The 23,980-nt window shown below is 37.2% G+C and carries 20 protein-coding genes; 13 read left to right on the top strand and 7 right to left on the bottom strand.

What is annotated here, in order from left to right:
* Positions 1-54: 54 nt before the first annotated feature.
* The 9 genes from ACXACQ_RS11340 to argH are packed head-to-tail and all read left to right on the top strand — an operon-like array spanning position 55 to position 8,942.
* Positions 55-765, top strand: a complete 711-nt coding sequence (locus ACXACQ_RS11340; protein WP_474976063.1) for a GNAT family N-acetyltransferase — start codon at positions 55-57, stop codon at positions 763-765.
* A complete protein-coding gene (locus ACXACQ_RS11335; protein WP_474976062.1) occupies positions 738-1,931 on the top strand; it encodes an argininosuccinate synthase in 1,194 nt (397 codons plus the stop codon). The genes ACXACQ_RS11340 and ACXACQ_RS11335 overlap by 28 nt, the downstream gene beginning before the upstream one ends.
* A gap of 29 nt (positions 1,932-1,960) precedes the next feature.
* Entirely contained in the window at positions 1,961-2,935 is a 975-nt protein-coding gene (argC, locus tag ACXACQ_RS11330; RefSeq protein WP_474976061.1) for an N-acetyl-gamma-glutamyl-phosphate reductase, read from the top strand.
* Between the two features lie 2 nt (positions 2,936-2,937).
* Positions 2,938-3,747 (top strand): pyrroline-5-carboxylate reductase, encoded by an 810-nt coding sequence (gene proC, locus ACXACQ_RS11325; RefSeq protein WP_474976060.1) that lies wholly within the window; start codon positions 2,938-2,940, stop codon positions 3,745-3,747.
* Positions 3,747-4,907, top strand: a complete 1,161-nt coding sequence (locus ACXACQ_RS11320) for an aspartate aminotransferase family protein (protein WP_474976059.1) — start codon at positions 3,747-3,749, stop codon at positions 4,905-4,907. The genes proC and ACXACQ_RS11320 overlap by 1 nt, the downstream gene beginning before the upstream one ends.
* Positions 4,885-5,820 carry an N-acetylornithine carbamoyltransferase gene (locus ACXACQ_RS11315; protein WP_474976058.1) on the top strand — a complete coding sequence of 312 codons (936 nt, stop codon included), beginning with the start codon at positions 4,885-4,887 and terminating at the stop codon, positions 5,818-5,820. The genes ACXACQ_RS11320 and ACXACQ_RS11315 overlap by 23 nt, the downstream gene beginning before the upstream one ends.
* Entirely contained in the window at positions 5,817-6,590 is a 774-nt protein-coding gene (gene argB, locus ACXACQ_RS11310; RefSeq protein ID WP_474976057.1) for an acetylglutamate kinase, read from the top strand. Before ACXACQ_RS11315 ends, argB begins: the two co-directional genes overlap by 4 nt.
* The gene (locus ACXACQ_RS11305; RefSeq protein WP_474976056.1) at positions 6,587-7,642 is read left to right on the top strand and encodes a M20 family metallo-hydrolase; all 1,056 of its coding nucleotides are present in this window, start codon (positions 6,587-6,589) and stop codon (positions 7,640-7,642) included. The genes argB and ACXACQ_RS11305 overlap by 4 nt, the downstream gene beginning before the upstream one ends.
* Positions 7,643-7,655: 13 nt before the next feature.
* Entirely contained in the window at positions 7,656-8,942 is a 1,287-nt protein-coding gene (argH, locus tag ACXACQ_RS11300) for an argininosuccinate lyase (protein ID WP_474976055.1), read from the top strand.
* Here the strand turns inward: argH and ACXACQ_RS11295 are convergent.
* Genes ACXACQ_RS11295 through ACXACQ_RS11275 form a run of 5 tightly spaced genes read right to left on the bottom strand, consistent with a single transcriptional unit; the run spans position 8,939 to position 17,264 of the window.
* The gene (locus tag ACXACQ_RS11295; RefSeq protein ID WP_474976054.1) at positions 8,939-11,935 is read right to left on the bottom strand and encodes a sensor histidine kinase; all 2,997 of its coding nucleotides are present in this window, start codon (positions 11,933-11,935) and stop codon (positions 8,939-8,941) included. The genes argH and ACXACQ_RS11295 overlap by 4 nt on opposite strands.
* Positions 11,936-11,990: 55 nt before the next feature.
* The gene (locus ACXACQ_RS11290) at positions 11,991-14,288 is read right to left on the bottom strand and encodes an FdhF/YdeP family oxidoreductase (RefSeq protein WP_474976053.1); all 2,298 of its coding nucleotides are present in this window, start codon (positions 14,286-14,288) and stop codon (positions 11,991-11,993) included.
* Positions 14,278-14,667 carry a DUF7009 family protein gene (locus tag ACXACQ_RS11285; protein ID WP_474976052.1) on the bottom strand — a complete coding sequence of 130 codons (390 nt, stop codon included), beginning with the start codon at positions 14,665-14,667 and terminating at the stop codon, positions 14,278-14,280. Before ACXACQ_RS11285 ends, ACXACQ_RS11290 begins: the two co-directional genes overlap by 11 nt.
* On the bottom strand, positions 14,654-15,532 hold the full coding sequence (fdhD, locus tag ACXACQ_RS11280; protein ID WP_474976051.1) for a formate dehydrogenase accessory sulfurtransferase FdhD: 879 nt from the start codon (positions 15,530-15,532) through the stop codon (positions 14,654-14,656). Before fdhD ends, ACXACQ_RS11285 begins: the two co-directional genes overlap by 14 nt.
* Before the next feature lie 34 nt (positions 15,533-15,566).
* Entirely contained in the window at positions 15,567-17,264 is a 1,698-nt protein-coding gene (locus tag ACXACQ_RS11275) for a formate--tetrahydrofolate ligase (protein ID WP_474976050.1), read from the bottom strand.
* A 198-nt stretch (positions 17,265-17,462) separates the two neighbouring features.
* Between ACXACQ_RS11275 and ACXACQ_RS11270 the strand changes: the two genes are divergently transcribed.
* From ACXACQ_RS11270 to ACXACQ_RS11255, 4 genes are all read left to right on the top strand, one after another.
* Complete coding sequence (locus ACXACQ_RS11270) at positions 17,463-18,176, top strand: tRNA1(Val) (adenine(37)-N6)-methyltransferase (protein ID WP_474976049.1); 714 nt, start codon at positions 17,463-17,465, stop codon at positions 18,174-18,176.
* A 210-nt stretch (positions 18,177-18,386) separates the two neighbouring features.
* Entirely contained in the window at positions 18,387-18,641 is a 255-nt protein-coding gene (locus ACXACQ_RS11265) for an RNA recognition motif domain-containing protein (protein WP_474976048.1), read from the top strand.
* Between the two features lie 142 nt (positions 18,642-18,783).
* A complete protein-coding gene (locus ACXACQ_RS11260; RefSeq protein WP_474976047.1) occupies positions 18,784-19,362 on the top strand; it encodes a YceI family protein in 579 nt (192 codons plus the stop codon).
* Positions 19,363-19,405: 43 nt separating this feature from the next.
* Positions 19,406-19,855, top strand: coding sequence for a MarR family winged helix-turn-helix transcriptional regulator (locus tag ACXACQ_RS11255; RefSeq protein WP_474976046.1), 450 nt, complete (start codon positions 19,406-19,408; stop codon positions 19,853-19,855).
* Here the strand turns inward: ACXACQ_RS11255 and ACXACQ_RS11250 are convergent.
* On the bottom strand, positions 19,852-21,807 hold the full coding sequence (locus ACXACQ_RS11250; protein WP_474976045.1) for a tetratricopeptide repeat-containing sensor histidine kinase: 1,956 nt from the start codon (positions 21,805-21,807) through the stop codon (positions 19,852-19,854). The two genes, ACXACQ_RS11255 and ACXACQ_RS11250, sit on opposite strands and share 4 nt — an antisense overlap.
* 123 nt (positions 21,808-21,930) lie before the next feature.
* Complete coding sequence (locus tag ACXACQ_RS11245) at positions 21,931-23,847, bottom strand: tetratricopeptide repeat-containing sensor histidine kinase (protein ID WP_474976044.1); 1,917 nt, start codon at positions 23,845-23,847, stop codon at positions 21,931-21,933.
* Positions 23,848-23,980: the final 133 nt, after the last annotated feature.

The raw sequence follows: 23,980 nt of genomic DNA, 5'->3' as shown, positions 1-23,980 counted from the left end.
AATCTTATTACACGCTCTTCACGGGCATATTTATCATTTAATCATTTCCAGAAAATGACGGAAATTAAATTATCTATAGCAAATGAAACGCACCTACAGTTTGCGGAAGAGATTTGCGATATGATGGAAAGGGCTGCTGCCCAACGCGGCACTGGTATTGCAAAACGCTCACCATTATATGTAAGTGCAAAAATGATGGAAGGCAAGGCCGTTATTGCTACTTCTAACGATGCACCTGTAGGATTCTGCTATATTGAAACCTGGGGACATGGTAAATATGTAGCTAACTCTGGATTAATCATTCATCCTGACTGTAGAAACACTGGTTTGGCCAGAAAGATTAAAGCCGAAATATTTAAACTCTCAAAATCAAAATATCCTGATTCTAAAATATTTGGTATCACTACTAGTCTTGCTGTAATGAAAATCAACTCAGATTTAGGGTATAAACCTACCACATTCTCTGAGCTTACTACAGATGAAGATTTCTGGAAGGGATGCCAAAGTTGCAAAAACTACGATATACTTACCAGAACCAATAGAGCACATTGTTTATGCACCGGAATGATATATGACCCAGCGAAACAACCTGTTCAAAAAGCTACAAAAGAAGAGAGATGGCAGCGTTTCAAACGTTTTGTAAGTATAAACAACATTAAGGAAGGTGCAGGAAGGCTGAGAGAGAAGTTAAAATTAAAAATAAATAACCAAGAAAATAAAACCTTTAATAAATTATCATGGCTGACAAAAGTAAAGTTGTTTTAGCTTTTAGTGGAGGACTAGATACCTCTTACTGCGTTAAATACTTAAAACATGACCTTAATTTAGAAGTTCATTCTGTGTTAGTAAACACAGGTGGATTTGATGCTGAAGAACTTAAAAACATCGAAAAACATGCTTACGACCTCGGTGTTGAAAAGCATGAAACTATTGATGTAGTTGAAGAATTCTATCAAAAAGCTATTAAGTACCTTATTTTTGGTAACATCCTTAAAAACAACACCTACCCTCTTTCTGTAAGTGCTGAACGCGTATTCCAAGCTATGGCAATAGCAGAATATGCCAAGGCCAATAATGCCGAATGCATTGCTCATGGTAGCACTGGAGCGGGTAACGATCAGGTGAGATTTGACTTGGTGTTTAATATTATGGTACCCGAGGCTAAAATTATCACTCCTATCAGAGACCAGCAGCTATCACGACAGGCCGAAATAGATTACCTTAAAGGCCACGGAGTAGAAATGAACTGGGAAAAAGCCAAGTATTCCATAAACAAAGGACTGTGGGGAACCAGCGTAGGTGGAGCTGAAACTTTAACCTCTAAAGATGCATTGCCTGAAGAAGCGTACCCTAGCCCATTAGTAAAGAAAGATGAAAAGCAATTAACCCTCGAATTTACTAAAGGTGAAATCACTGCTATTGATGGCGAAAAAATGTCTGCAACAAAAGCTATTCAACAGCTCAACAAAGTGGCTAGTGAATATGCTATTGGTAGAGATATTCACGTAGGTGACACCATCATAGGCATTAAAGGGCGAGTTGGTTTTGAAGCGGCAGCACCTTTAATTTTAATAAAAGCTCACCATTTATTAGAGAAACACACCCTTACTAAATGGCAACAACACTGGAAGGAGCAGCTCAGCAGTTGGTACGGAATGATGATGCACGAAGGGCAATATCTAGATCCTATCATGCGAAACATTGAGAAGTTTATGGATGACACCCAAACTTTTGTTACGGGTAAAGTTCATATAAAACTTTCGCCATACCAATTCTTCACTATAGGCATAGAATCAGACCATGATTTAATGACATCCAAATTCGGCAACTATGGAGAAATGAACAAAGGTTGGTCTGGTGAGGACGTGAAAGGGTTTACGAAAATATTAGCTAACCCTACTAAAATCTTTTACGCGGTTAACGATTTGTAAACACTAAAGCTAACTCTCAACCTATCAAAATGATAAAAACAGGAATTATAGGCGGTGCCGGATATACGGCTGGTGAATTAATTAGAATTCTACTCTTTCACCCAGAAGTAGAAATTTCTTTTATCCACAGTAAAAGCCAAACCGGCAAGCCCATCACCTCTATACACGATGACTTACTAGGACAAACTGACTTAGTATTTTCGGATACTATGCAAGATGTAGATGTACTGTTCTTGTGCCAAGGACACGGTCATTCACTTGCATTCTTACAAGAAAACACCATCAGCTCAGCCACTAAAATAATTGATCTTAGCCAAGATTTCAGGCATATTAAAAATGCCAAATTAGGTGAAAGAACGTTTATTTATGGTTTACCTGAGCTGAACAAAAGTTTAATTACTGAAGCAAATAACATTGCTAATCCTGGCTGTTTTGCTACAGCCATTCAGTTAGCGATTTTACCCCTAGCAAGTAAAGGATTATTAAGTAATGAGCTTCATGTCCATGCTATCACCGGCTCCACCGGGGCAGGTCAGGCTCCTGGCGCTACTACGCACTTTAGCTGGAGGAATAATAACCTTTCCATATATAAGGCTTTTGAGCATCAGCATCTTATTGAAATCACTGAAAGCATACAAAGCTTACAGCAAAATTTCAACAAAGACATCAACTTCGTACCACTAAGAGGAAATTTCAGTAGAGGAATTTTAGCTTCTATGTATACAGAGTTTGATGGTACAGAAGACGAGGCTCTAAAAATATATAATGATTTTTATTCTGATGCCGCATTCACTTATGTAACCAGTGAAAACATTCACCTAAAACAAGTGGTGAATACCAACAACTGTATCATTAAAGTAGAAAAGCATAACAATAAGCTACTAATTACCACCATAATTGATAACTTACTTAAAGGAGCGTCAGGACAAGCTGTTGAAAATATGAACTTAATGATGGGGCTACCTGCAAAAACAGGATTAAGCCTAAAGGCTAATTATTTTTAATTATGAAAAAACAGACTATTGCCATAATAGGCGCTGGAAACTTAGGCTTAGCCATATATCATGGCCTAGAGGCTAAAGGCTTGTTAGAAAGTAATGATGTTATACTTACCCGTAGGGACATTAATCATATTTCTGACATCAACCATCCCAGCACTACTATCACCAGCGACAATAGGTGGGCAGCAAAAGAGTCCAATATCATCATATTTGCCGTGCAGCCCAAACAGCTACCAGCAGTAATTGAAGATATTAAACCTGAGCTCAACCCTGAACATCATACTTTAATTTCGGTAATAACCGCTGTAAGCACTAGTGAGATAACCGATATGGCTGGTGGTAATTTTCCTGTAATAAGAGCTATGCCCAATACAGCCATTGCAGTAGGTCAATCTATGACATGCATAGCTCACAACAAAGCTGCGGAAGAAAAAGTGAACATGGTTCAAACTATCTTTCACTGTGTAGGAAAAACTATGGTAATAGAAGAAAGTCTAATGCAAGCCGCTACAGTAGTTTGTGCCAGTGGCATTGCATTTTGGATGAGATTTATAAGAGCTACCACTCAAGGGGGAGTGCAGCTAGGTTTTGATGCGGAAGACGCTCAAAAAATAGCCGTACAGACATGTTTAGGAGCAGCCAGCCTACTAGACATTACTGAAAACCACCCTGAAAGTGAAATTGACAAAGTAACTACTCCCCAAGGATGTACCATAGCTGGGCTTAACGAAATGGAACATCATGGCTTGAGTTCAGCGCTCATTAAAGGGCTGGTAACATCATATGAGCGAATCAATAAAATGAAAAAGAATTAATGAAACCGTTTGACGTATATCCGCTTTTAGACATAGAGCCAGTAAAGGCCGAAGGCTGTTATATCTATGATAAAACAGGACAAAAATATCTCGACTTTTATGGTGGCCACGCTGTAATATCTATAGGTCACTCGCACCCTGAATATATAAAGAGAATTAACGATCAGTTATCACAATTAGGATTTTACTCTAATTCCGTTCAAATACCCATTCAACAAGAACTGGCCACGAAATTAGGCAAGCTTTCTGGCTATGATAATTATGATTTATTTTTATGTAACTCAGGGGCCGAAGCCAATGAAAACGCACTAAAACTTGCTTCATTCCACACTAATAAAAGCAAAGTTATAGCCTTTAAAAAAGGATTTCATGGAAGAACTTCTGCTGCTGTAACTGCTACTGACAACCCTAATTACATTGCACCAGTCAACCAAAATGATAAGGTCATTTTTCTGGAGCTTAATGATTTGGAAGGAGTAGAAAATGCTATCAATGGAGGTGATGTTTGCAGTGTTATTATTGAAGGTATTCAAGGTGTAGGAGGAATAAACATTCCAGACCCTGCATTTCTTCAAGACCTGCAGGCCCTCTGCCAAGAAACAGGAACTGTTCTAATTTTAGATGAAGTACAATCTGGCTACGGACGTACGGGTAAATTCTTTGCCCACCAGCATGCAAACATACAACCAGACATCATTACCGTAGCCAAAGGCATGGGTAATGGCTTCCCTATTGGCGGTGTAATGATCAGCCCTTCATTTGAAGCAAAACATGGTCAATTAGGCACTACTTTTGGCGGCAACCATTTAGCATGTGCTGCTGCAATGGCCGTTCTGGAAGTAATGGATAAAGAAAAGCTCATTCATAATGCTGACAAACTAGGAAAACTATTTATTGCTAATTTAGTTGAAATTGATGAGTTAGTTGAAATACGTGGAGCGGGTTTGATGATAGCATTAGAGTTTAGCTTTCCTATAAAACAGCTTAGGAAAATACTCATTGAAGAAGAATATATCTTCACTGGCGTAGCATCAAACCCTAATGTTTTAAGGCTGCTACCTCCTTTATCCATAACAGAAAATGAAGTAAATATTTTTATAGAAAAATTAAAAAAAGCAATTTCAAAAATAAAAGCTGATGAAGCAATTCACCTCCGTTAAAGACATCGTTGACCCCATGAGCTTGGTACAAAAAGCTCTCAATTTTAAAAAAGATCCTTACAATGCCCAAATAGGTAGAAATAAAACCCTTGGGCTTATATTTTTTAACCCTAGTTTAAGAACTAGGATGAGTACTCAAAAAGCCGCTTTCAACCTAGGAATGAATGTTATTAATATTAACATTGATAAAGATGGCTGGAAGATAGAGTTTGAAGATGGTGCCATTATGAACTCAGGAAGTCAAGAGCATATTAAAGATGCTGTAAAAATCATGAGTCAGTACGTAGATATACTAGCGGTGAGAACTTTCCCTGAGCTAAAAGATAGAGAAGCTGATTATGCCGAGAATGTACTCAATAACTTTCTGAAATATTCGGATGTACCCGTTGTAAGCCTTGAGTCAGCAACAAGACATCCACTACAGTCGCTAGCCGATATTACTACCATAACAGAAATAGGCTACAAAAAACCTAAAGTTGTTTTAAGCTGGGCTCCTCACCCACGTATATTGCCACAGGCTGTGCCTAATTCTTTTGCAGAATGGATTAAAACTACAGACGCAGAAGTGATATTGGCCTGCCCAGAAGGATATGAATTAGCCGATGAGTTCTCTTCAGGGCTGAAAATTGTTCATAACCAAGCAGAGGCATTTGATAATGCAGATATCATATACGCCAAAAACTGGAGTAGTTATCAGCATTACGGTCAGGCATTGGAAGTGAAGGAAGACTGGACCATAACTGCCGAAAAAATGAACCTTACCAATAAAGGTAAGTTTATGCATTGCCTTCCTATTAGAAGGAATGTAATAGCAACAGATGAAGTAATAGATAATTCAATAGTATATCAACAGGCTAAAAACCGAGAATATGCCGCGCAGGCCGTTCTTCACGAAATATTAGAAAATTTATGAAACCATCATTAAGCATCATCAAAATTGGCGGAAACGTTATTGACAACCCGGAAATGCTGCAAGAAGTACTTAAAAAATTTGCAGCGCTTCCTAGTGCGAAAATACTTATTCATGGCGGAGGTAAAATAGCTACTGCTACTGCTAAAAAATTGGGTGTAAAAACAACCATGGTAGAAGGCCGCAGAATTACTGATGAACCAATGCTTGAAGTAGTAACGATGGTGTATGGAGGTTTAGTAAATAAAAATATAGTAGCTAAGCTGCAAAGCATGGGCAATAATGCCATCGGCCTTACTGGTGCTGATGCTAACATCATCCCTGCGCATAAAAGAGAGGTGAGGGAAATTGATTATGGTTTTGTTGGGGATATAAATATAGATGAAATCAAGGCAGATAAAATTGCTTACCTCCTAAATGGTGACTTAACGCCAGTAGTTTGCGCTTTAACCCATGATAGCCAAGGCAATTTACTTAATACTAACGCTGATACCATGGCTTCATCAATAGCCATGGCATTAGCAAATGATTTTGACATCCGCCTCATCTATTGTTTTGAAAAGCCTGGAGTGCTATTAGACGCTGATGATGATGGTACGCTGGTGAGAGAGCTAGACAACCTCCACTACCAAAGATTAAAAGATGACGGTATCATATTCGAAGGCATGATCCCCAAGCTAGACAATGCCTTCCTAGCCAAAAGACATGGCGTGAGCGTAGAGATAAAGCATGCTAACAACCTTAATAACGATATAGGAACTATTTTACAATGACCGCTGAAGTATACATTGACCTTTTAAAACAACTCATTCAAACTCCATCATTTTCAAGAGAAGAAAACAAAACGGCCGACATTATTGAAGATTTCCTATCCTCAAAGGAGGTTAAAACACATAGAAAAGGAAATAATATTTGGGCCTACAATCTTCATTTTGACAACTCAAAGCCATTACTTTTACTTAATTCACATCACGATACTGTAAAACCAAATACGGGCTATACTAAAGATCCTTTTCAAGCAATAGTGCAAGATGGAAAGTTATTTGGTTTAGGTAGTAATGACGCTGGAGGTGCGCTAGTATCTCTGCTCGCTACTTTTATGAATTACTATAACAGCAAGGACCTTACTCATAACATTGTATTTGCAGCTACAGCCGAAGAAGAGGTCTCTGGAAAAGATGGTGTAGAAAGCATTTTATCTGAACTTGGAGCTATAGATTTAGCCATAATTGGTGAGCCTACCAGCATGGATTTAGCTGTATCGGAAAAAGGCTTAATGGTTTTGGATTGTACTGCAAAAGGTATTTCAGGGCATGCCGCACGAAACGAAGGAGAAAACGCCATTTACAAAGCCATTAAAGACATTGAGTGGTTTCGAACTTATGCATTTCCTTTGGTGTCAGAAACTTTAGGCCCTGTACACATGAATGTGACACAGATAAATGCCGGCACACAGCACAATGTAGTGCCTGATGCTTGCACTTTTGTGGTAGATGTGAGACTGACCGATAGCTATACGCACAATGAATTATTAGCTATTATAGCAGAAAATACATCATGCGAAGTTTCTGCTCGATCAACGAGGTTAAAACCTTCGGGAATTGACAAAAACCACCAAATAGTAAAAATAGCTGAGGCAATGGGCATGTCATTATATGGGTCTCCCACCATGTCAGATCAAGCGCTTATACCCTACACCAGTATAAAACTGGGACCTGGAGACAGTGCAAGATCACATTCAGCAGATGAATTTATATATATAGATCAAATTAAAGAAGGCATTGAAAAGTATATAGCTTTGCTAGATCAATACCTTCAGGCTTAATAATAATTACAAAATGAAACTTTGGGATAAAGGATATAAAATAGAGCAGGCAGTAGAAGAATTTACCGTTGGTAACGACCGCAAGCTTGATATGCACCTAGCAAAATATGATGTATTAGGCTCTCTTGCACATGCGCATATGTTACATCATGTTAATATTTTGACTGATGAAGATATTGCTGGTATTGAGAAAGAAATAGCAGTAATACTACAGACTATAGAGCAAGGCGATTTTATAATTGAAGAGCATTTTGAAGATGTTCACTCAAAAGTGGAATATGTGCTTACTGAAAAACTAGGTGAAGCAGGTAAGAAAATACACACTGCAAGATCTAGGAATGATCAGGTTTTGGTAGACATGCACCTTTTTTGCAAAGAAGAGCTCAAAGATGTAAAGAAATTAACCGAAGGTTTATTCAACAGATTACAAAGCCTAAGTGAAGCTCACAAAGATATACTAATCCCTGGGTATACGCACTTGCAAATTGCCATGCCTTCATCTTTTGGAATGTGGTTTGGTGCTTATGCAGAAGCTTTGATAGACGATGTGCATTTCTTAAATGCTGCTCTTAACATTTCTGATCAAAATCCATTAGGGTCAGCAGCAGGTTACGGTAGCAGCTTCCCTATTAACCGCACCATGACTACTAAAGAATTGAATTTCGATACTTTAAAGTACAATTCAGTAGCGGCTCAAATGAGTAGAGGTAAATTAGAAAAGTCTGTTAGTTTTGGGTTAGCAAGTGTAGCTGGCACCTTATCAAAATTTGCCATGGATGTATGCCTCTACATGAGTCAAAACTTTGGTTTTCTTACTTTTCCTGCGCATTTAACCACTGGCTCAAGTATTATGCCTCATAAAAAGAACCCTGATGTATTTGAACTGATTAGAGGAAAATGCAATAAAATACAGGCTTTACCCACTGAGCTAACATTAATCACTAACAATTTACCTAGTGGCTATCATAGAGATTTTCAATTGTTGAAAGAAAGCTTATTTGCTGCATTGTTTGAATTAAAAGCTTGTTTGCAAATCTGCGAATTTATGCTTCAGCATATTATCATTAATAAAGAAGCTATTAATGATCCAAAATATGATTATTTATACAGTGTTGAAGTAGTGAATAGAGAAGTACAAAACGGGCTTTCTTTTAGAGAAGCTTACCAGAAAGTAGGTAAGGACATAGCTGATGGCAATTACAATCCTGACAAAAACGTGCAGCACACGCACGAAGGAAGTATTGGCAACCTTTGTAACGAAGAAATAAAAGCAAAAATGCAAAAAGCATTGGATGCTTAAGCAACATGATTAGGTACTATAATGATAAATTTAGACCCCTTACCTTCCTTTGAGTCTATCATTATAGTGCCTCCTAATGTATTAACAGTTTCACGCACTATGTAAAGTCCCAAACCAGACCCTACTTTTGATTCATTAGCCCGGTAAAACATATCAAAGATATATTCCTGAAACTGCTCTTTAATACCTATTCCATTATCTGTTACCTCTATTCTTAAATTTCCTCCATCACCACTAACATTCACCCCGATAGAGGGCTGCTTTTTATTCATATCGCTATACCTTATAGCATTTGATATGAGGTTATTGAATATAATTCTTATCCTACTTTTATCTGACTTGAAAGCCTTCCGCTCTATATGCACTCTAAATTTAATATGTTCAAAATCACCCACGTATTGATGCGCCTCTAAAACATCACTAATCAATTGATAAAAGTCCAATTTTTCATAGATTACGTCCATCCTAGAGTTTTTAGAGTAATCTATAACATCTTTAATAAAAGCTTCTAATTTCTTAACACTGCCAGTCATTCTATCCACTAAGTCATCTTTAGCTTGAGTGGTATTTTCAAGGTGATATAAATTTAACAGACCTATAAGTGAGGTTAGAGGAGCCTTTAAATCATGAGACGCAGAATACACAAACATATCCAGCTCTTTGTTGGTTTGCAGCAACTCTTCGTTAGCAATTTGCAGTTGTATAGTCCTTTCTTGCACTATTGCATTGAGTTTATCTCTATCTCTCTGCAATCGGAAATGATGTATTTTATAAACTCCAAAAATAGCAAAGGCTACTACCATCAATGCCACAAACAAAAACCAAGCTTGCTTATAGTAAGCCTTACTTACATTAAAAGATATATCAACAGGGCTACTCCACAGGTAATTTCCTTCTTGCCGCACTCTCACCTGAATATGATATACCCCATCAGTAATGGCATTCCACTGTAGCACACCCACGTCTTCCATGTTTAACCATTCTTCACTAATATTTAAGTCTCGATATTGATATTTTAAATATTCGCTAGGAATAGACATGCATAAAAAATCTATTTCAACGAATGAATTATAAGGTATATGATTATTAGCCAGAAAGCCTTCTGACACTATTTCCCCATTAAGTTTAAACCTATGTAATAATGGGGTTTTGGTAACTTTAAAGATATCACTCCCTTGCAAACTGTGGGTGATACCTCTGGCAGTCCCTACCCACTTAGTTCCATGAGCGTCTATCTTTAATGTGCGCTCATTAGCTGAGCGAGAGGGCAACCCCGAACTTTCAGTAAAACCAATAACATCTTGTGGGTTATTCATATCATACCTAAATATGCCCTGAGCATTGGCGTACCAAATGAAATTATCCTCTAAGGCCAATGATTTTACTGGCAAATCTGAATAGCGCCCTAAATTCAGCCTAGTAACAGAGTCTTCGGTATACAGTAATACGCCAAGTGATGAAGCCAACCACAAGGTATCATTTCTCGATCTTATGTCGTTAACTTCAAAATTATAAGGTAGGTTATTCGATAGTGGCTTACTTCTATTTACAAATAAATTCTTGTCAGGTATATATTCATACAAATAGGTACTGCTTCCATTGCCTCCACACCACAGCTTCCCTTCATTTTCATAAACAATTAGCACTCTGGCGCCAATCCCCTCGCCTTTACGAAAAAATTCAATGCCTTTATCTTCTGATATTTTTATTACTCCTTCAGATTGGTTTACCCAAATATTACTTTGCTGGTCTGAAAAAATATGAAAGATTAAAGTTTTACCAAATGAAAAGTCTAGGCTATCAACGATTTTTTCATTGACCAAGTGTAAAAGTTCTTGTTTGTTTCCTATCCATAAATCATCGGCAACGCCTGCTATACTTAGAAAGTAATCACTTTCTCCACTAAGAATTTTCTGTGATTTATACCTCCCATCTTTGTATGAAACCTTAAAAACAGCGTCTTTATTGCTATAGTAAACATTATCATCTGAGATATGAATACAATCTACATAGCTAGCATCACTACCATGAGAAACAAAGTAATTCTCTTTTAGTAAAATAAGGCCTTCATCAGAACTCAACCAAAAGTCACCATTGTTACTAGGAGTTATATCATTGGTTCTTAGCACATTTTCTTCATTGGTTAACTTATAAGAAGGCAACTCCAAATGCGCAAATGCATTATCAAAATTACCTATGATCAACTCCTTCTCATCATACTGCTGTATTATCGATATATTTTTAACAGTTACCTTATCTATAAACTCACACCTCAACTCACCTTCAAGCTCCCACAGTTTATGAAGGCCGTTAAGATCTCCTATTAGTGCTGTGTCACCCGACACCAACACCGTATTAACGTTTTCGAGACCAACCTCCAAGTTAAGCGCTACAGGCAAAAACTTATCTTCCGTAGCTTCATACCTGTACAGGTTGCCATTAAAGCTAAAAGCATAAATAGCATCATGATACATGAAAATGGAGAATGATCGAAAAAAGTTATCAGAGTGATCTGCATTAGGAAAGCTATACCTTTTCATCTGCTTCCCGTTATATTTAACTATGGATTTGGGTTCAGAAATCCACCAATTATCAGCACCATCAATGTGTAGTCCCTTCGGGTACCACAATGTTGAATCGCTTTCAACCCTTGACCCTAAAAGCACATTAGAAAAAGAAGCTGAATCTAACGTAGAATTGATTTTGGTGATACCTAAATCACTAATGGCAAAAAAACCATCCTTACAGTGAAAAAGGCTCTTTATATACCTGCTAGGAGTAGCGCTAATATAAGGGTCAAATACATTACCATCGTAACGCATCAAACCCTCATCAGTACCTAGCCATAAAAAACCCAGAGAATCATATGCTGTTGTTTTTACTATAGGGGTAACCAGACCATCATTAACACCAAAAATTCTTTTACTGAAATTCTGAGCTAAGAGGGAAAAAGAATAAAAAGAAAAAATAAACAGCAGCAGTAGTGCCCTCATATTACCATGTAATCATCCTAATTAGTGTGATTAAGATAATGAAAAAATAATGTTTTTATACCATTTTTCTTACTTTGACTACAACAGATTTAGAAATGGGCGTATTGCTTTCTCTTGCTGTTTGATTATAAGGAACTAATACATTGGCTTCTGGAAAATAAGTAGCCATGCATTGTTCTGGAATATCATAAGGAATAACCAAAAAGTCTTTTGCCACTCTTTGCTCTCCATCATATTCGCTTATCAAATCCACCCTACACTCTCTATCCAAGTTAGCCTTAGCCATATCTTTTGTATTCATTAACACCACTCTTCTTTCATTATGAATACCTCTATACCTGTCGTGCATTCCATAAATAGTAGTGTTATATTGATCATGACTTCTGATGGTCATCATGAGATACTCATCATCAGTAAGGTTAAAATCTGGCAGCAAGTTAGCAGTGAAATTGGCCTTCTTGGTCTTGGTATCAAACTGTCTTTCGCGTGCACCATTGGGCAAATAAAAGCCTCCCTTATTTCTAACCCTCGTATTATAATCATTAAAGCCAGGACATACCTTTGCTATAGCATCACGAATATTATCATAATTTGAAGTCATAAAATCCCAGTCTACCGTAGTTTTATCTCCTAAGGTAGCTTTAGCTATTTCAGCTATAATCTTAGGCTCACTCAATAAATGATGAGAAACAGGTGTTTTACCTCCTCTTGATTGATGCACTACACCAGTAGAGTTCTCTACGGTTACAAATTGCTTTCCTGATGCCTGCTCATCGCGTTCTGTGCGCCCAATACAAGGAAGAATAAGTGCTGTTTTGCCATGAATAACATGACTCCTATTTAACTTGGTAGATACATGAACGGTTAAATCACACTGCTGTAAAGCTTTAGCTGTTAATTCTGTATCTGGCGTGGCCGATATAAAATTACCTCCCATACCTACAAAAACTTTGGCCTTGTGATTGTACATAGCTTCTATACTATTCACCACATCATATCCATCTTTTTTGGGAGGATCAAAGTTAAAAACCTCTTTTAGTTTGGCGCCAAACTTCGGCTGTAGCTTCTCCCATATCCCCATAGTTCTATCACCCTGTACATTACTGTGTCCTCTAACAGGGCATGTACCTGCTCCCGGCTTACCAATACTTCCCTTAAGCAACAGAAGATTCACAACCTCCCTGATGTTATCTACTCCATTTTTATGCTGAGTCAGTCCCATAGCCCAACACACAATAATCTTTCTTTTCTCTGCCAGCAGATCGGCTACTTCATATATCTGCTTTTTATCAACTCCCGTTCTGGCAATCAGTTCATCAGTATTATAAGATTTGAGGTCATTAAGGAAATCATCAAGTCCTGCAGTATGTTCGTTTATAAACTCTTGATCGAATACGCTACCCGGGGATTCATTTTCTTTATCAACCAATATTTTCATTATAGCCTTTAGTAGAGCTACATCTTCATTAATTTTTACTTGCAGAAAGTAATCTGTCAATTTTGTAGCGCCCACAATAATATCCTTAGGACTTTGCGGATGTTTAAAACTAATTAACCCAGCCTCTGGCAATGGATTAACCGTTACTATTTTAGCTCCGCTTTGCTTTGCCTTCTCTAGTGCAGTTAACATCCTAGGGTGATTTGTCCCTGGGTTTTGTCCCATTATAACGATCACCTCTGACTCGTAAAAGTCATCTAAAGTAACCGATCCTTTTCCTATACCCACCGTTTCTGATAGCCCTGAACCACTAGATTCGTGACACATATTAGAACAATCGGGCAAATTATTAGTCCCATATTGGCGCACAAAAAGCTGATATAAAAAGGCTGCTTCATTGCTTGTTCGTCCTGAAGTGTAAAATATACCCTCATCAGGTGAGGCCAGAGCATTGAGGTGGTCGCCTATGGTACGAAATGCATCTTGCCAAGAAATGGGTTCATAATGTGTAGCTCCTGGCTTTAAGATAACAGGCTCGGTTATTCTACCACTTTTACCTATTTCATAGTCTGACCATTTAGATATTTCAGCTACACTATATTTTTTAAAAAACTCAGGGTTAACGCGCTCCGTTGTAGCCTCTTCAGCTACAGCCTTAGCTCCATTTTCACAAAACTCCGCCACAGACCTGTGCTTATCTGGGTCTGGCCAGGCACACCCCGGACAGTCAAAACCATCAAATTGATTAAGTTTTAACATTGTTTTGGTACCATCCATTACTCCTACCTCACCATAAACGTGTTTCATAGAAGAAATAATGGCCGGAATACCACCAGCTATGGTTTTAGGGTCTTTTAACGTTATGTGATTATGCTCCTCTGGGGGCTGCGCATTAATTTTATCCTTATTTTCCATTTTTATTATGTTCAGCTAAAGGGTTTTGAAAAAGATCAGTCTCATCTTCATTAGGGCGAGGCTTCATACATTGAAAATCTTTTTCTACTAAAATAAAAAGTGTTTTTTCTGCGGTAATATTCATGCTACCACTGAATCCAACCTGATCGGATTCTACCCATGGTTTCAGAATTTCAGTAGGTACATGTACTGTTATAAAATTGCCACTATAAGAGGCCATCACCTCTGTAGTAGCATCAGATTGCTGTAAGGTATAGATCAACTGGCTTTCGCCAAAATCAATACTATCACTGGTAACTCCATCTTCACGAATAGTGTCAATTTCACCTTGCGAAAGCCTCAACCTCAAAGTATTTCCTTTGATTCTAATTTTCATCATTAATGGGGTTAGTGTTGCCTTTTTCTAACTCAATTCTTTCCGGAGCTGAATATATATTGAACTTCTGCCCACGAGTAAAGCCCACTAGTGTAAGACCAACATCTGCAGCTAACTTTACGGCCAACGAAGAGGGTGCACCCACGGCCGCCAGTAGAGGGATACGTGCTACTGCAGCTTTTTGAACTAACTCAAATCCTATCCGTCCACTTACTAGTATAAAACATTCGGCAGGATTAATAGTTTCATTTCGCGCTATGGCACCCAACAGTTTATCTAAGGCATTATGCCTGCCAATATCTTCTCTTACAAGTAGTAATTCTCCGGACTGACTATAAAGTCCTGAAGCATGAAGCCCTCCGGTGTACTCAAAAACTCTTTGATGCTCCCTGAGCAAAAGTGGTGCTTCAATTATATGATTTGCCTTAACTTTTAAACTTGATTGAATAAATGCGCATTGTGCATTTACAGCTTCTATTGATGTTTTTCCACATACCCCACAACTTGACGAAGTGTAAAAGTGTCGTTCTAGTTTCGTTACATCAAAATGTAGGTCTTCTTCAAGCTCTACTCTAATTACATTACCACGTTCGTGCTCATCTTTCACGTTTTCACAGTGCCTAACAGATACCACCTGATGTAATGCAGTGACAATACTTTCTGAAAGCAAAAACCCCAAAGCTAACTCATCATCATTGCCTGGGGTTCTCATAGTTACTGATAAGCTAATTTCTTTGCGTTTGAAAGAAGGTCCGTAGCCTAGCCTTATTTCCAAAGGCTCTTCTACTGCCAATAAATCTTTCTGAGAAAGAATTATACCTTCGTCAAATTTGATAATATCAGATGCTCCTACGCTCGCATTGCTCATCAGATAAAATTAAGAAACTTATATGTACCACTTATTAGCTTAAGCCGGATATTTTTCCATCTGCATCAATATCCATATTTACGGCAGCAGGCACAGCAGGCAGCCCTGGCATTCTTAATATGTTACCAGTCACAGGAATACAAAACCCAGCACCCGCTGCAATTTCAATTTCTCGCACTGTTAATGTGAAATTTTCGGGCCTGCCTAGCCATTTAGGGTCATCGCTCAAAGAATTTTGAGTTTTGGCAATACAAACAGGCTTATTACCGAGCCCTATACGTTCTATTTTTTTCAAATTTTGTTTAGCCTTTGGCAAAAACTCCACTTCCCTAGCACCATAAATCTTACGGGCTATAGCTTCAATTTTATCTTCTATACTCCAATCCCAATCATAAAGAGGTTTATAAGTGCCTTCAAATTCTTCAACGGCCCTCACTACTTTACTTGCAAGCGTTTTCATTCCTTCTCCGCCATGCTCCCAACCTTCAGAAATAGCCACGCCTACTCCTAACTCTTCACACCTTGATTTTAGTATATTCAGTTCTTCTTCAGTATCTCCTGAAAATTTATTAATAGAGACCACAGCCGGTAATCCGTAAATTTTAACATTTTCGATATGCTTTTCTAGGTTGGCCATACCTTTAACTAAAGCTACCGTATTGGGTTGCTTTAATTCAGCCAAGGGTTGTCCTCCGTGATACTTCAGCGCCTTAATAGTAGCCACCACTACTACCGCTTTTGGAGATAAGCCAGCATACCTACATTTAATATTTAAAAACTTTTCGGCTCCCAAATCTGCTCCAAAACCAGCCTCGGTCACTACATAATCTGTTAGTGACAAGCCCATTTTAGTAGCTATAATAGAATTAGTCCCTTGTGCTATATTAGCAAACGGCCCTCCGTGTATAATGGCAGGGTTTCCTTCCAAGGTTTGTACCAAATTTGGTTTAATAGCATCCTTCAAAAGCGCTGTCATTGCTCCTTCTGCTTTTAAGTCACGCGCAAATACAGCTTCACCCTGATATGTATCACCTACATAAATATTACCTAATTTTTCTTTTAAATCAGAAACACTATTACAAAGGCATAATATGGCCATAATTTCAGAAGCCGCTGTAATATTAAAGCCAGTCTCACGCATTATACCTCCGTTTTTGCCTCCCATGCCCGAAACCACATTGCGAAGTGCACGATCATTCATATCCATTACCCGTTTCCACTCCACCGTACGTGGGTCTATGCCAAGGTTGCCAGATTTAGTTTGGATATTATTATCAATAAGTGCTGCAAGTAGGTTATTTGCCTTTTCAATGGCTGCAAAATCACCCGTAAAATGGAGATTAATATCTTCCATAGGCACTACCTGCGAGTATCCTCCACCGGCTGCGCCTCCTTTCATTCCAAAAACGGGGCCTAAAGAAGGCTCTCGAAGCACCACAGCTGCTTTTTTACCAATTTTATTCAGCCCTTCTGTAAGCCCAATGGAAGTTGTAGTTTTCCCTTCCCCTGCCGGTGTTGGGGTCATGGCTGTTACTAAAATAAGATTCGAATTGTTGACCTTATCTTCTTTTATAAGATGAAGAGGAAGCTTTGCCTTGTACTTGCCGTACATCTCTAAATCATGCTCATCTATACCAACTTTTGCGGCTATGCTTTTAATGTGCGCCATCTCATTGGCTTGCGCAATCTCCAAATCCGAAAGATATTTCTTTTTAGTAACAGTAGTATCCATCTAAAATTTTATTATAAACTTTTGTAAACCATAAATTTAAGTAAACAATTGAATTTAAATTGGTAAAAATGAAATTGGTAGCACTAACATTTAGCACACCTAGGTAAAATTATAGCTACCCAAAAACATGAAAGAGCTATTAATTATATTTTATCATAATTTTGCATGCACCATTCTTTCAATAATTACATTAATATCATGAGGAGAAATCATCAGTTTGACTTTAAACAGTTTAGCATATTGCAACAACAAACAACTATGAAGGTAGGAACTGATGGCGTTTTATTAGGAGCATGGGCTGAAGCTGAAAACGAAATTACTGAAATATTAGACATAGGTACAGGCACCGGACTTATTGCCTTAATGTGCGCCCAACGTTTTCCTAATGCCAATGTAGATGCGTTAGAAATTGATAAACTTGCATGCAAAGAGGCTGAGGTTAACTTTAATAACTCAAAATGGCATCAAAGATTACACGCATATAATACTAGCTTGCAAGAGTTTAAAACTGATCATCAATATGATTTAATTGTAAGTAACCCGCCATTTTTTACTGACGGCACACGGTCACCCCAAAACAGCAGAGCCAATGCCAGACATACCCAAACTTTGCCCTTTCATGACTTAATTGCTACATCAAAAATGCTACTGAAGGATAACGGAAAACTGTGCGTAATACTACCCACTGCTGAAGCTGCAGAATTTAAGGAAATAGCCATAGCTGAAGATCTATTCTTACAAAAAGAAACTGCGTTTAAACCCAAAGAAAACAAGTTTGTAGAAAGATTTTTATTGAGTTTCATAAAATCTAAAACTTCTGTGGTCAAAAATGAGTTATTGCATTACCATTTAGATAATAGCTGGAGTGATCAGTATGTAGATTTAACCAGAGATTTTTATATAAAACTTTAAAGCATTGTATATTACTTTATATCAATAAAATACAGCAAAAAAGTATTATAAAAATCAAGAAAACTTCTTTGAATAAACAATAGTATTAGTCAATCTCTTCTATTATCTTTAGCATAACGTTTGGGCTTAAGTTATAGCCGTGGCCTAGTAAGACCTTTGCTACTACTCACCCCTCAAACAGATATTTTCAATTAATTATTTTATTTTACAATGAACATTTTTGTAGCAAAGTTAAATTACAGAACAACCAGTGAGGCTCTTCAAAGACAATTCGAAGTATTTGGTGAGGTAAACTCAGCAAAAATTATTTTTGATAAAGAAACTCAGCGATCTAAAGGATTCGGTTTTGTAGAAATGCCAGATGACGAAGCAGCAAAAGAAGCGATTAGAACATTGAACGAATCTGAATTTGATGGTAGAACAATAGTTGTTAAAGAAGCGCGCCCTAAATCTGAAAGTTATTAATAAATAATAAATTCATTCGGTTTTATGAACGAGTCAAAGTACGACTCGTTTTTTTTTGAAAAATATTTTACAATGTTTAAACATTAATGTTATAACATCGTATATATTTGCATCATAATCGTTTGAATTAATTAATAACAAAATGAAAAGAATCTCAATTTTAATGATTTTAATAGCGGCTTTTACGAACGCTTATTCACAATCTACTTGGTCTATAGACAACAGCCATTCAAGCATAGGTTTTACTGTAAGCCACATGGTTATCTCAGAAACTGAAGGAAACTTCAAGGACTTCACAGCTTCTGTAGTTTCAAAAAATGAGGATTTCTCTGGCGCTGAAGTTACTTTTACAGCTAAAGTTGCTTCAATAGACACTGACAATGAACAGAGGGATGAGCATTTAAAATCTGCTGATTTCTTCAACGCAGAAAAGTATCCTGAAATAACATTCAAAGGAAAACTTGAAAAAAAAGGTTCTAAATATCAACTGACGGGTGATTTCACCATGCATGGCGTTACTAAAAAAGCTACATTTGCAGTGAAATATAATGGAACTATTAAAGATCCTTATGGCAACACTAAAGCTGGTTTTAAATTAACTGGTACTGTTGATAGAACTGCATATGGCCTTAGCTGGAATGCTTTAACTGAAGCAGGAGGAGCTGTAGTAGGCGAAGAAGTAGAAATTACTTGTAACATAGAGTTGCAAAAAAAGGCATAAGAAATCAACAGAGGGGCAATGCCCCTCTTTATACATTATAACTATGAGACTTGAAGACGAAATTCAGCAATCGAAATTCACTAGCAGCAAACAGAAGGCTAACCTCAACATTATGTTTACCGCGGGTTGGTTACAAAACAAGTTAAAAGACATGTTTAAACCCTATGGTGTAACTAACCAACAATACAATGTATTGAGGATTTTGCGAGGTAAGCACCCTGAATCATTATCAACATCGGGCATTAAAGAGCGCATGCTTGATAAAAATTCGGATGTTTCTAGAATTGTTGATAGACTAACGTCTAAATCTTTAGTAAAAAAAACAACCTGCCCAGGAGATAGACGACTTGTGGATGTAATTATAACTGACGAAGGGTTAGATTTACTTAAGTCTATGGATGACCAGATGAAATACTCAGAAAAGCTTTTACTTTCATTATCAGAAGAAGAAGCAGAGCAACTCAATCACTTATTAGATAAAGCAAGAGGTTAATTTTCTGCAATATATGCTGGCAGTAGTACACTAAAGGTGGTTCCCCGACCTTCCTTTGATTGTACTTTTACTGTACCTTCATTAAGATCCACAAATTGATGCACAAGTTGCAGTCCTAAACCTAATCCCTTTTCTCCATCTGTACCCCAAGACCTCTTCTTTTCATCAAAATTGAATAATGTAGTCACTTTCTCTTGTGACATACCTATTCCATTATCTATTACTTGTACTTGCACTTTGTCATCAGCATAGCTTCCTCCTTTAAACTCTATTTCTCCGCCCTCTGCCGTAAACTTGATTGCATTATTTATCAAATTTCTAAAAACAGTATAAACACTATTTTTATCACCCCAAATGTAAACTCCGTTTTCCACGCTGAAATGCAAGCTTATGTTTTTCGCTTTTGCGAAATGTGCAAACACTTCATTCATTCCCTCACTTAACTCTGATAACGAAATCTTCTCTGGAGAATAAATAAATGCCCCCTGCTGTGACAAGGCCCAGTCTAAAAGGCCATCTAACATACTGGTTAGCCCACTAATAGCAGTTGAAAAATCAGCATTCAATTCCTCTAATTCTTTTATATTACGCTGGCTAATGTACACGCCTATCAACCTAGAAAGCCCCCTGAATGCATGAACCGGCCCTCTCAAATCATGCGAAATAATAGAAAAGAACCTGTCTTTAGTAGAGTTTAAGGCTTCTAATTGGTCTCTTTGCGCTTCAATTTCTTCTTTTTGCTCACTGAGTAGTGCACTGGTTTGTTTTCTGATTTTATTGTTTTTGTAGAGCACTATAAAAGAGAAACTAAGCAATAGCAATACTATAGTCAGAAATACTCCTACTACTTGTTGCACTTTCTTTTCAGCTTTTAGCTTATCAAGTTCTGCGTCCTTCTTAAGCACTTCGTTCTCCTTTTTAGCCAACTCATAATCAGTCCTAATATCAGCCATCTCCCTTATAACATCTTTATTGACTACACTATCCTTATAAATCAGGTAATCAGATAACCTCTCATAAGCTTTTTCAAATTCATTTACTAACTTATACAAGGCTGCCAATTTAAAACTAGCCTCACTTATATATTCTTTATAGCCCATTTTAGAAGCATTATTATAACATTTCTCTGCCAATGCAATCGCTTCTTTATATTTACCTAAATCTTTGTAAACATCAGACATAGATAATTCATAGGCTATAATAGGGCCTTTGGCTCCATACTTTTGCAAAATTCTTATTGCATTAGTTAATTTATCTCGTGCCTCAGTGTACATTCCCAATACTTCGTACACCATACCAATATTACCTTGGTTATATCCATATGACAATTCGTTATCTAAATCCAATAATATTGGATCCGCCTTCTTAAAAAAGAACATAGCAGAATCATAAGCCCCTTCTAACCTAAATGCCTCTCCTTTATTAATGTACAAATTAGCCAACTCGGTGCTATCTCCAGCCGCTTCGTATTTCGGCCTAGCCATATTGTAATACTTCTGAGCCATTTTAAAATTTGACTGACTGGTATAACTATAGGCGATAGCAATTTCTACTACGGTATTACTATTATTTCCTAACAAATCAGCATATTGAAGACTTTTAAAGAGCTGATCTAGTCCTTGACTTAAGTCACCTTTATCGTTATAAGCGTACCCAGAATAAAGGTAAGCGGAATGCTTCATGTAATTCCGCATCTTGTCATTTTGCACAGTATCAGCATAAACAAGGGCTATGTCGGTATATTTTATACATGAATCAGGATTTGGATGTTCCCAGTAGATGCCTCTCAGCAGACGGAATCTCTCCATTGTAGACAAGCCCTCTGAATGATTCCACTCATTCTTTAAGCTATCAGCAACATGAATATTTTGAGCCTCTACAATAAAACCTCCATTAAGCAGTAAGCTAAGTAGCAATAAGACAACAGATCCGATTTTTGGTAAATCCTTCAAGGAAGCAGTTTTAAGGGTAGTGAGTATGCTAAATCCTGTACAAAGATTAAATTATAAAATCAGGAACACAACTTTAAGACCACAAATAATGCTATAAATCTAATTATAATACAATTACAATCTTTAGTATAAAGTTTCAGCGCTAAAAGCCGGCAAAAACACCGTAAACACAGATCCTTCTTGCTCCTTACTTTCTACCTTAACTCGGCCTCCGTTAAGTTCTGTGAATTGGTGTACCAACTGCAATCCTAGTCCTAGGCCTTTCTCTCCATCAGTTCCCCAAGACCTTCCTCCTTCGGCTAACTTAAAAAGCACTTTTAGCTTCTCGGCACTCATTCCTATGCCATTATCGGCTACACTTATGGCTACTTCTTTATTATCCCTTTTCGCAGATATGGCTATGATTCCTCCATCTTCTGTAAATTTTAATGCATTATTAATTAGATTTCGAAGTATAGTATTGACACAATTGTAATCGGCCCAAACGAAAGTATTTTTAGCTATATGTGAGACCAATGTGATATTCTTAGCGCGAGCCATATTAACAAACAGAGACAATAAGTCTGTACTAATTTTGGCTAACTCTACTCTTTCAGGTTGGTAAATAGACTTTCCTCCTTGGGTTAATGCCCAGTCCAGCAAATCATCTAGCATGTAAGTCAATTGATCTACTGAACTTTCAAAATCCTTATTAATTTCTTTCAATTGGAGAAGTTCTAAATTATCAATATACATTCTGATTAAACGAGAAAGACCTTTGAATGAGTGCACAGGCCCGCGTAAATCGTGTGATATAATGGAAAAAAAGCGATCTTTAGTTTTATTCAATTCATCTAATTGATCTCGCTGTGCTGAAATCTCCTCCTTTTGCTCACCTAAGAGAATGGATGTATCTCTACGCTTTTTAGTGTTTCTATGATAGGTATATGCTATAGCACTGATCAGCACTAGTCCTAAACACAAAAATATGCTTAGCAATTCACGGCTTTTGTTCTCCGAACGAAGCAGGTCCAACTTAGCTTGCTTCTGAGCAACTTCATACTCAGTCTGCATTACAGCCATATCCTCTATTATATCTTTATTAACTACACTATCTTTATAGAGTTTATACTGATTTTGATATGAATAGGCTTCTTTGTATTTGCCAGTTTCTCGATACAGCTCGCCTAAACTTTTACAAGCATCACGTATTTGTTCTTTTAAATCATTCGCCTTAGCTGCATTAAAACTACTATCTGCGTACAGAATTGCAGTATCAAAATCACCTTTGTTTTTAAATAGATCTGAAAGTGCCAATTGATACACCGTAATTGGGTAAACATCTCCGAAGCCTCGTAACATTTTCACAGCTAACACGAGATTTACCAATGCCATATCTTCTTGTCGGGTTTTAGAATAGACCATCCCTAAATTACCTACACTGTAAGCTACTCCCATTACATAATCAATATCCTCAAATATATCCCTAGCTTCTATAAAATATGACTTAGCTGACTCATAATCATTCAGAAATCGACCTATTTCCCCTTTATTAAGTAAAATTTTAGCTAATCTTTTCTGGTCGTTTAGATTCCTAAAAATCTCCTCTGCTTTATTATAATAATTAAGGGAAGAAACATAGTTATTTTGAATTCGATAAACACCAGCTATTGCATTATATACAATCCCATTTAAAGACTCATTATCATGCTTATTAGCATATTTTAATGATAGTAATAGCACATGCAGCGCGTCATTTAATTGCCCCTTCAATTTATAAGCATAACCTAGATGTAAGTATATCTCAGTTAAATAATAGTTTTCATACTCAGCACCTTCAACATACTCTAATGCCTCATTAGCATATTTCAAACAAGAGTCGGGGTTAGGGTGATTATAGGAAATTTCAACTAAACATTTCAGCCTCACCTCATCAGATAAGTTTTTTTTATTAACTACTTCAATTAAACTATCTGCTTTAGATAAATTTTGAGAAAAACCGTTATTCACTAATAAGCAAACACCACTACATAAAACAAGCAAAACTATTAATCTAATCATTCTCAACAGGCTTATGTTCTTAAATTGAACCAGTCAACAAATCGATACTCGTTCAATTCTATTTGAAGATAATGTTGATAAAGACTATCCTGTAGATTCGGAGAAAATGAATACACAGATTTGACAGATGGTG

It is taken from the genome of Fulvivirga sp. AWR4_260, from assembly GCF_056158185.1.
This window is presented reverse-complemented; position numbering and strand designations above follow the sequence as displayed.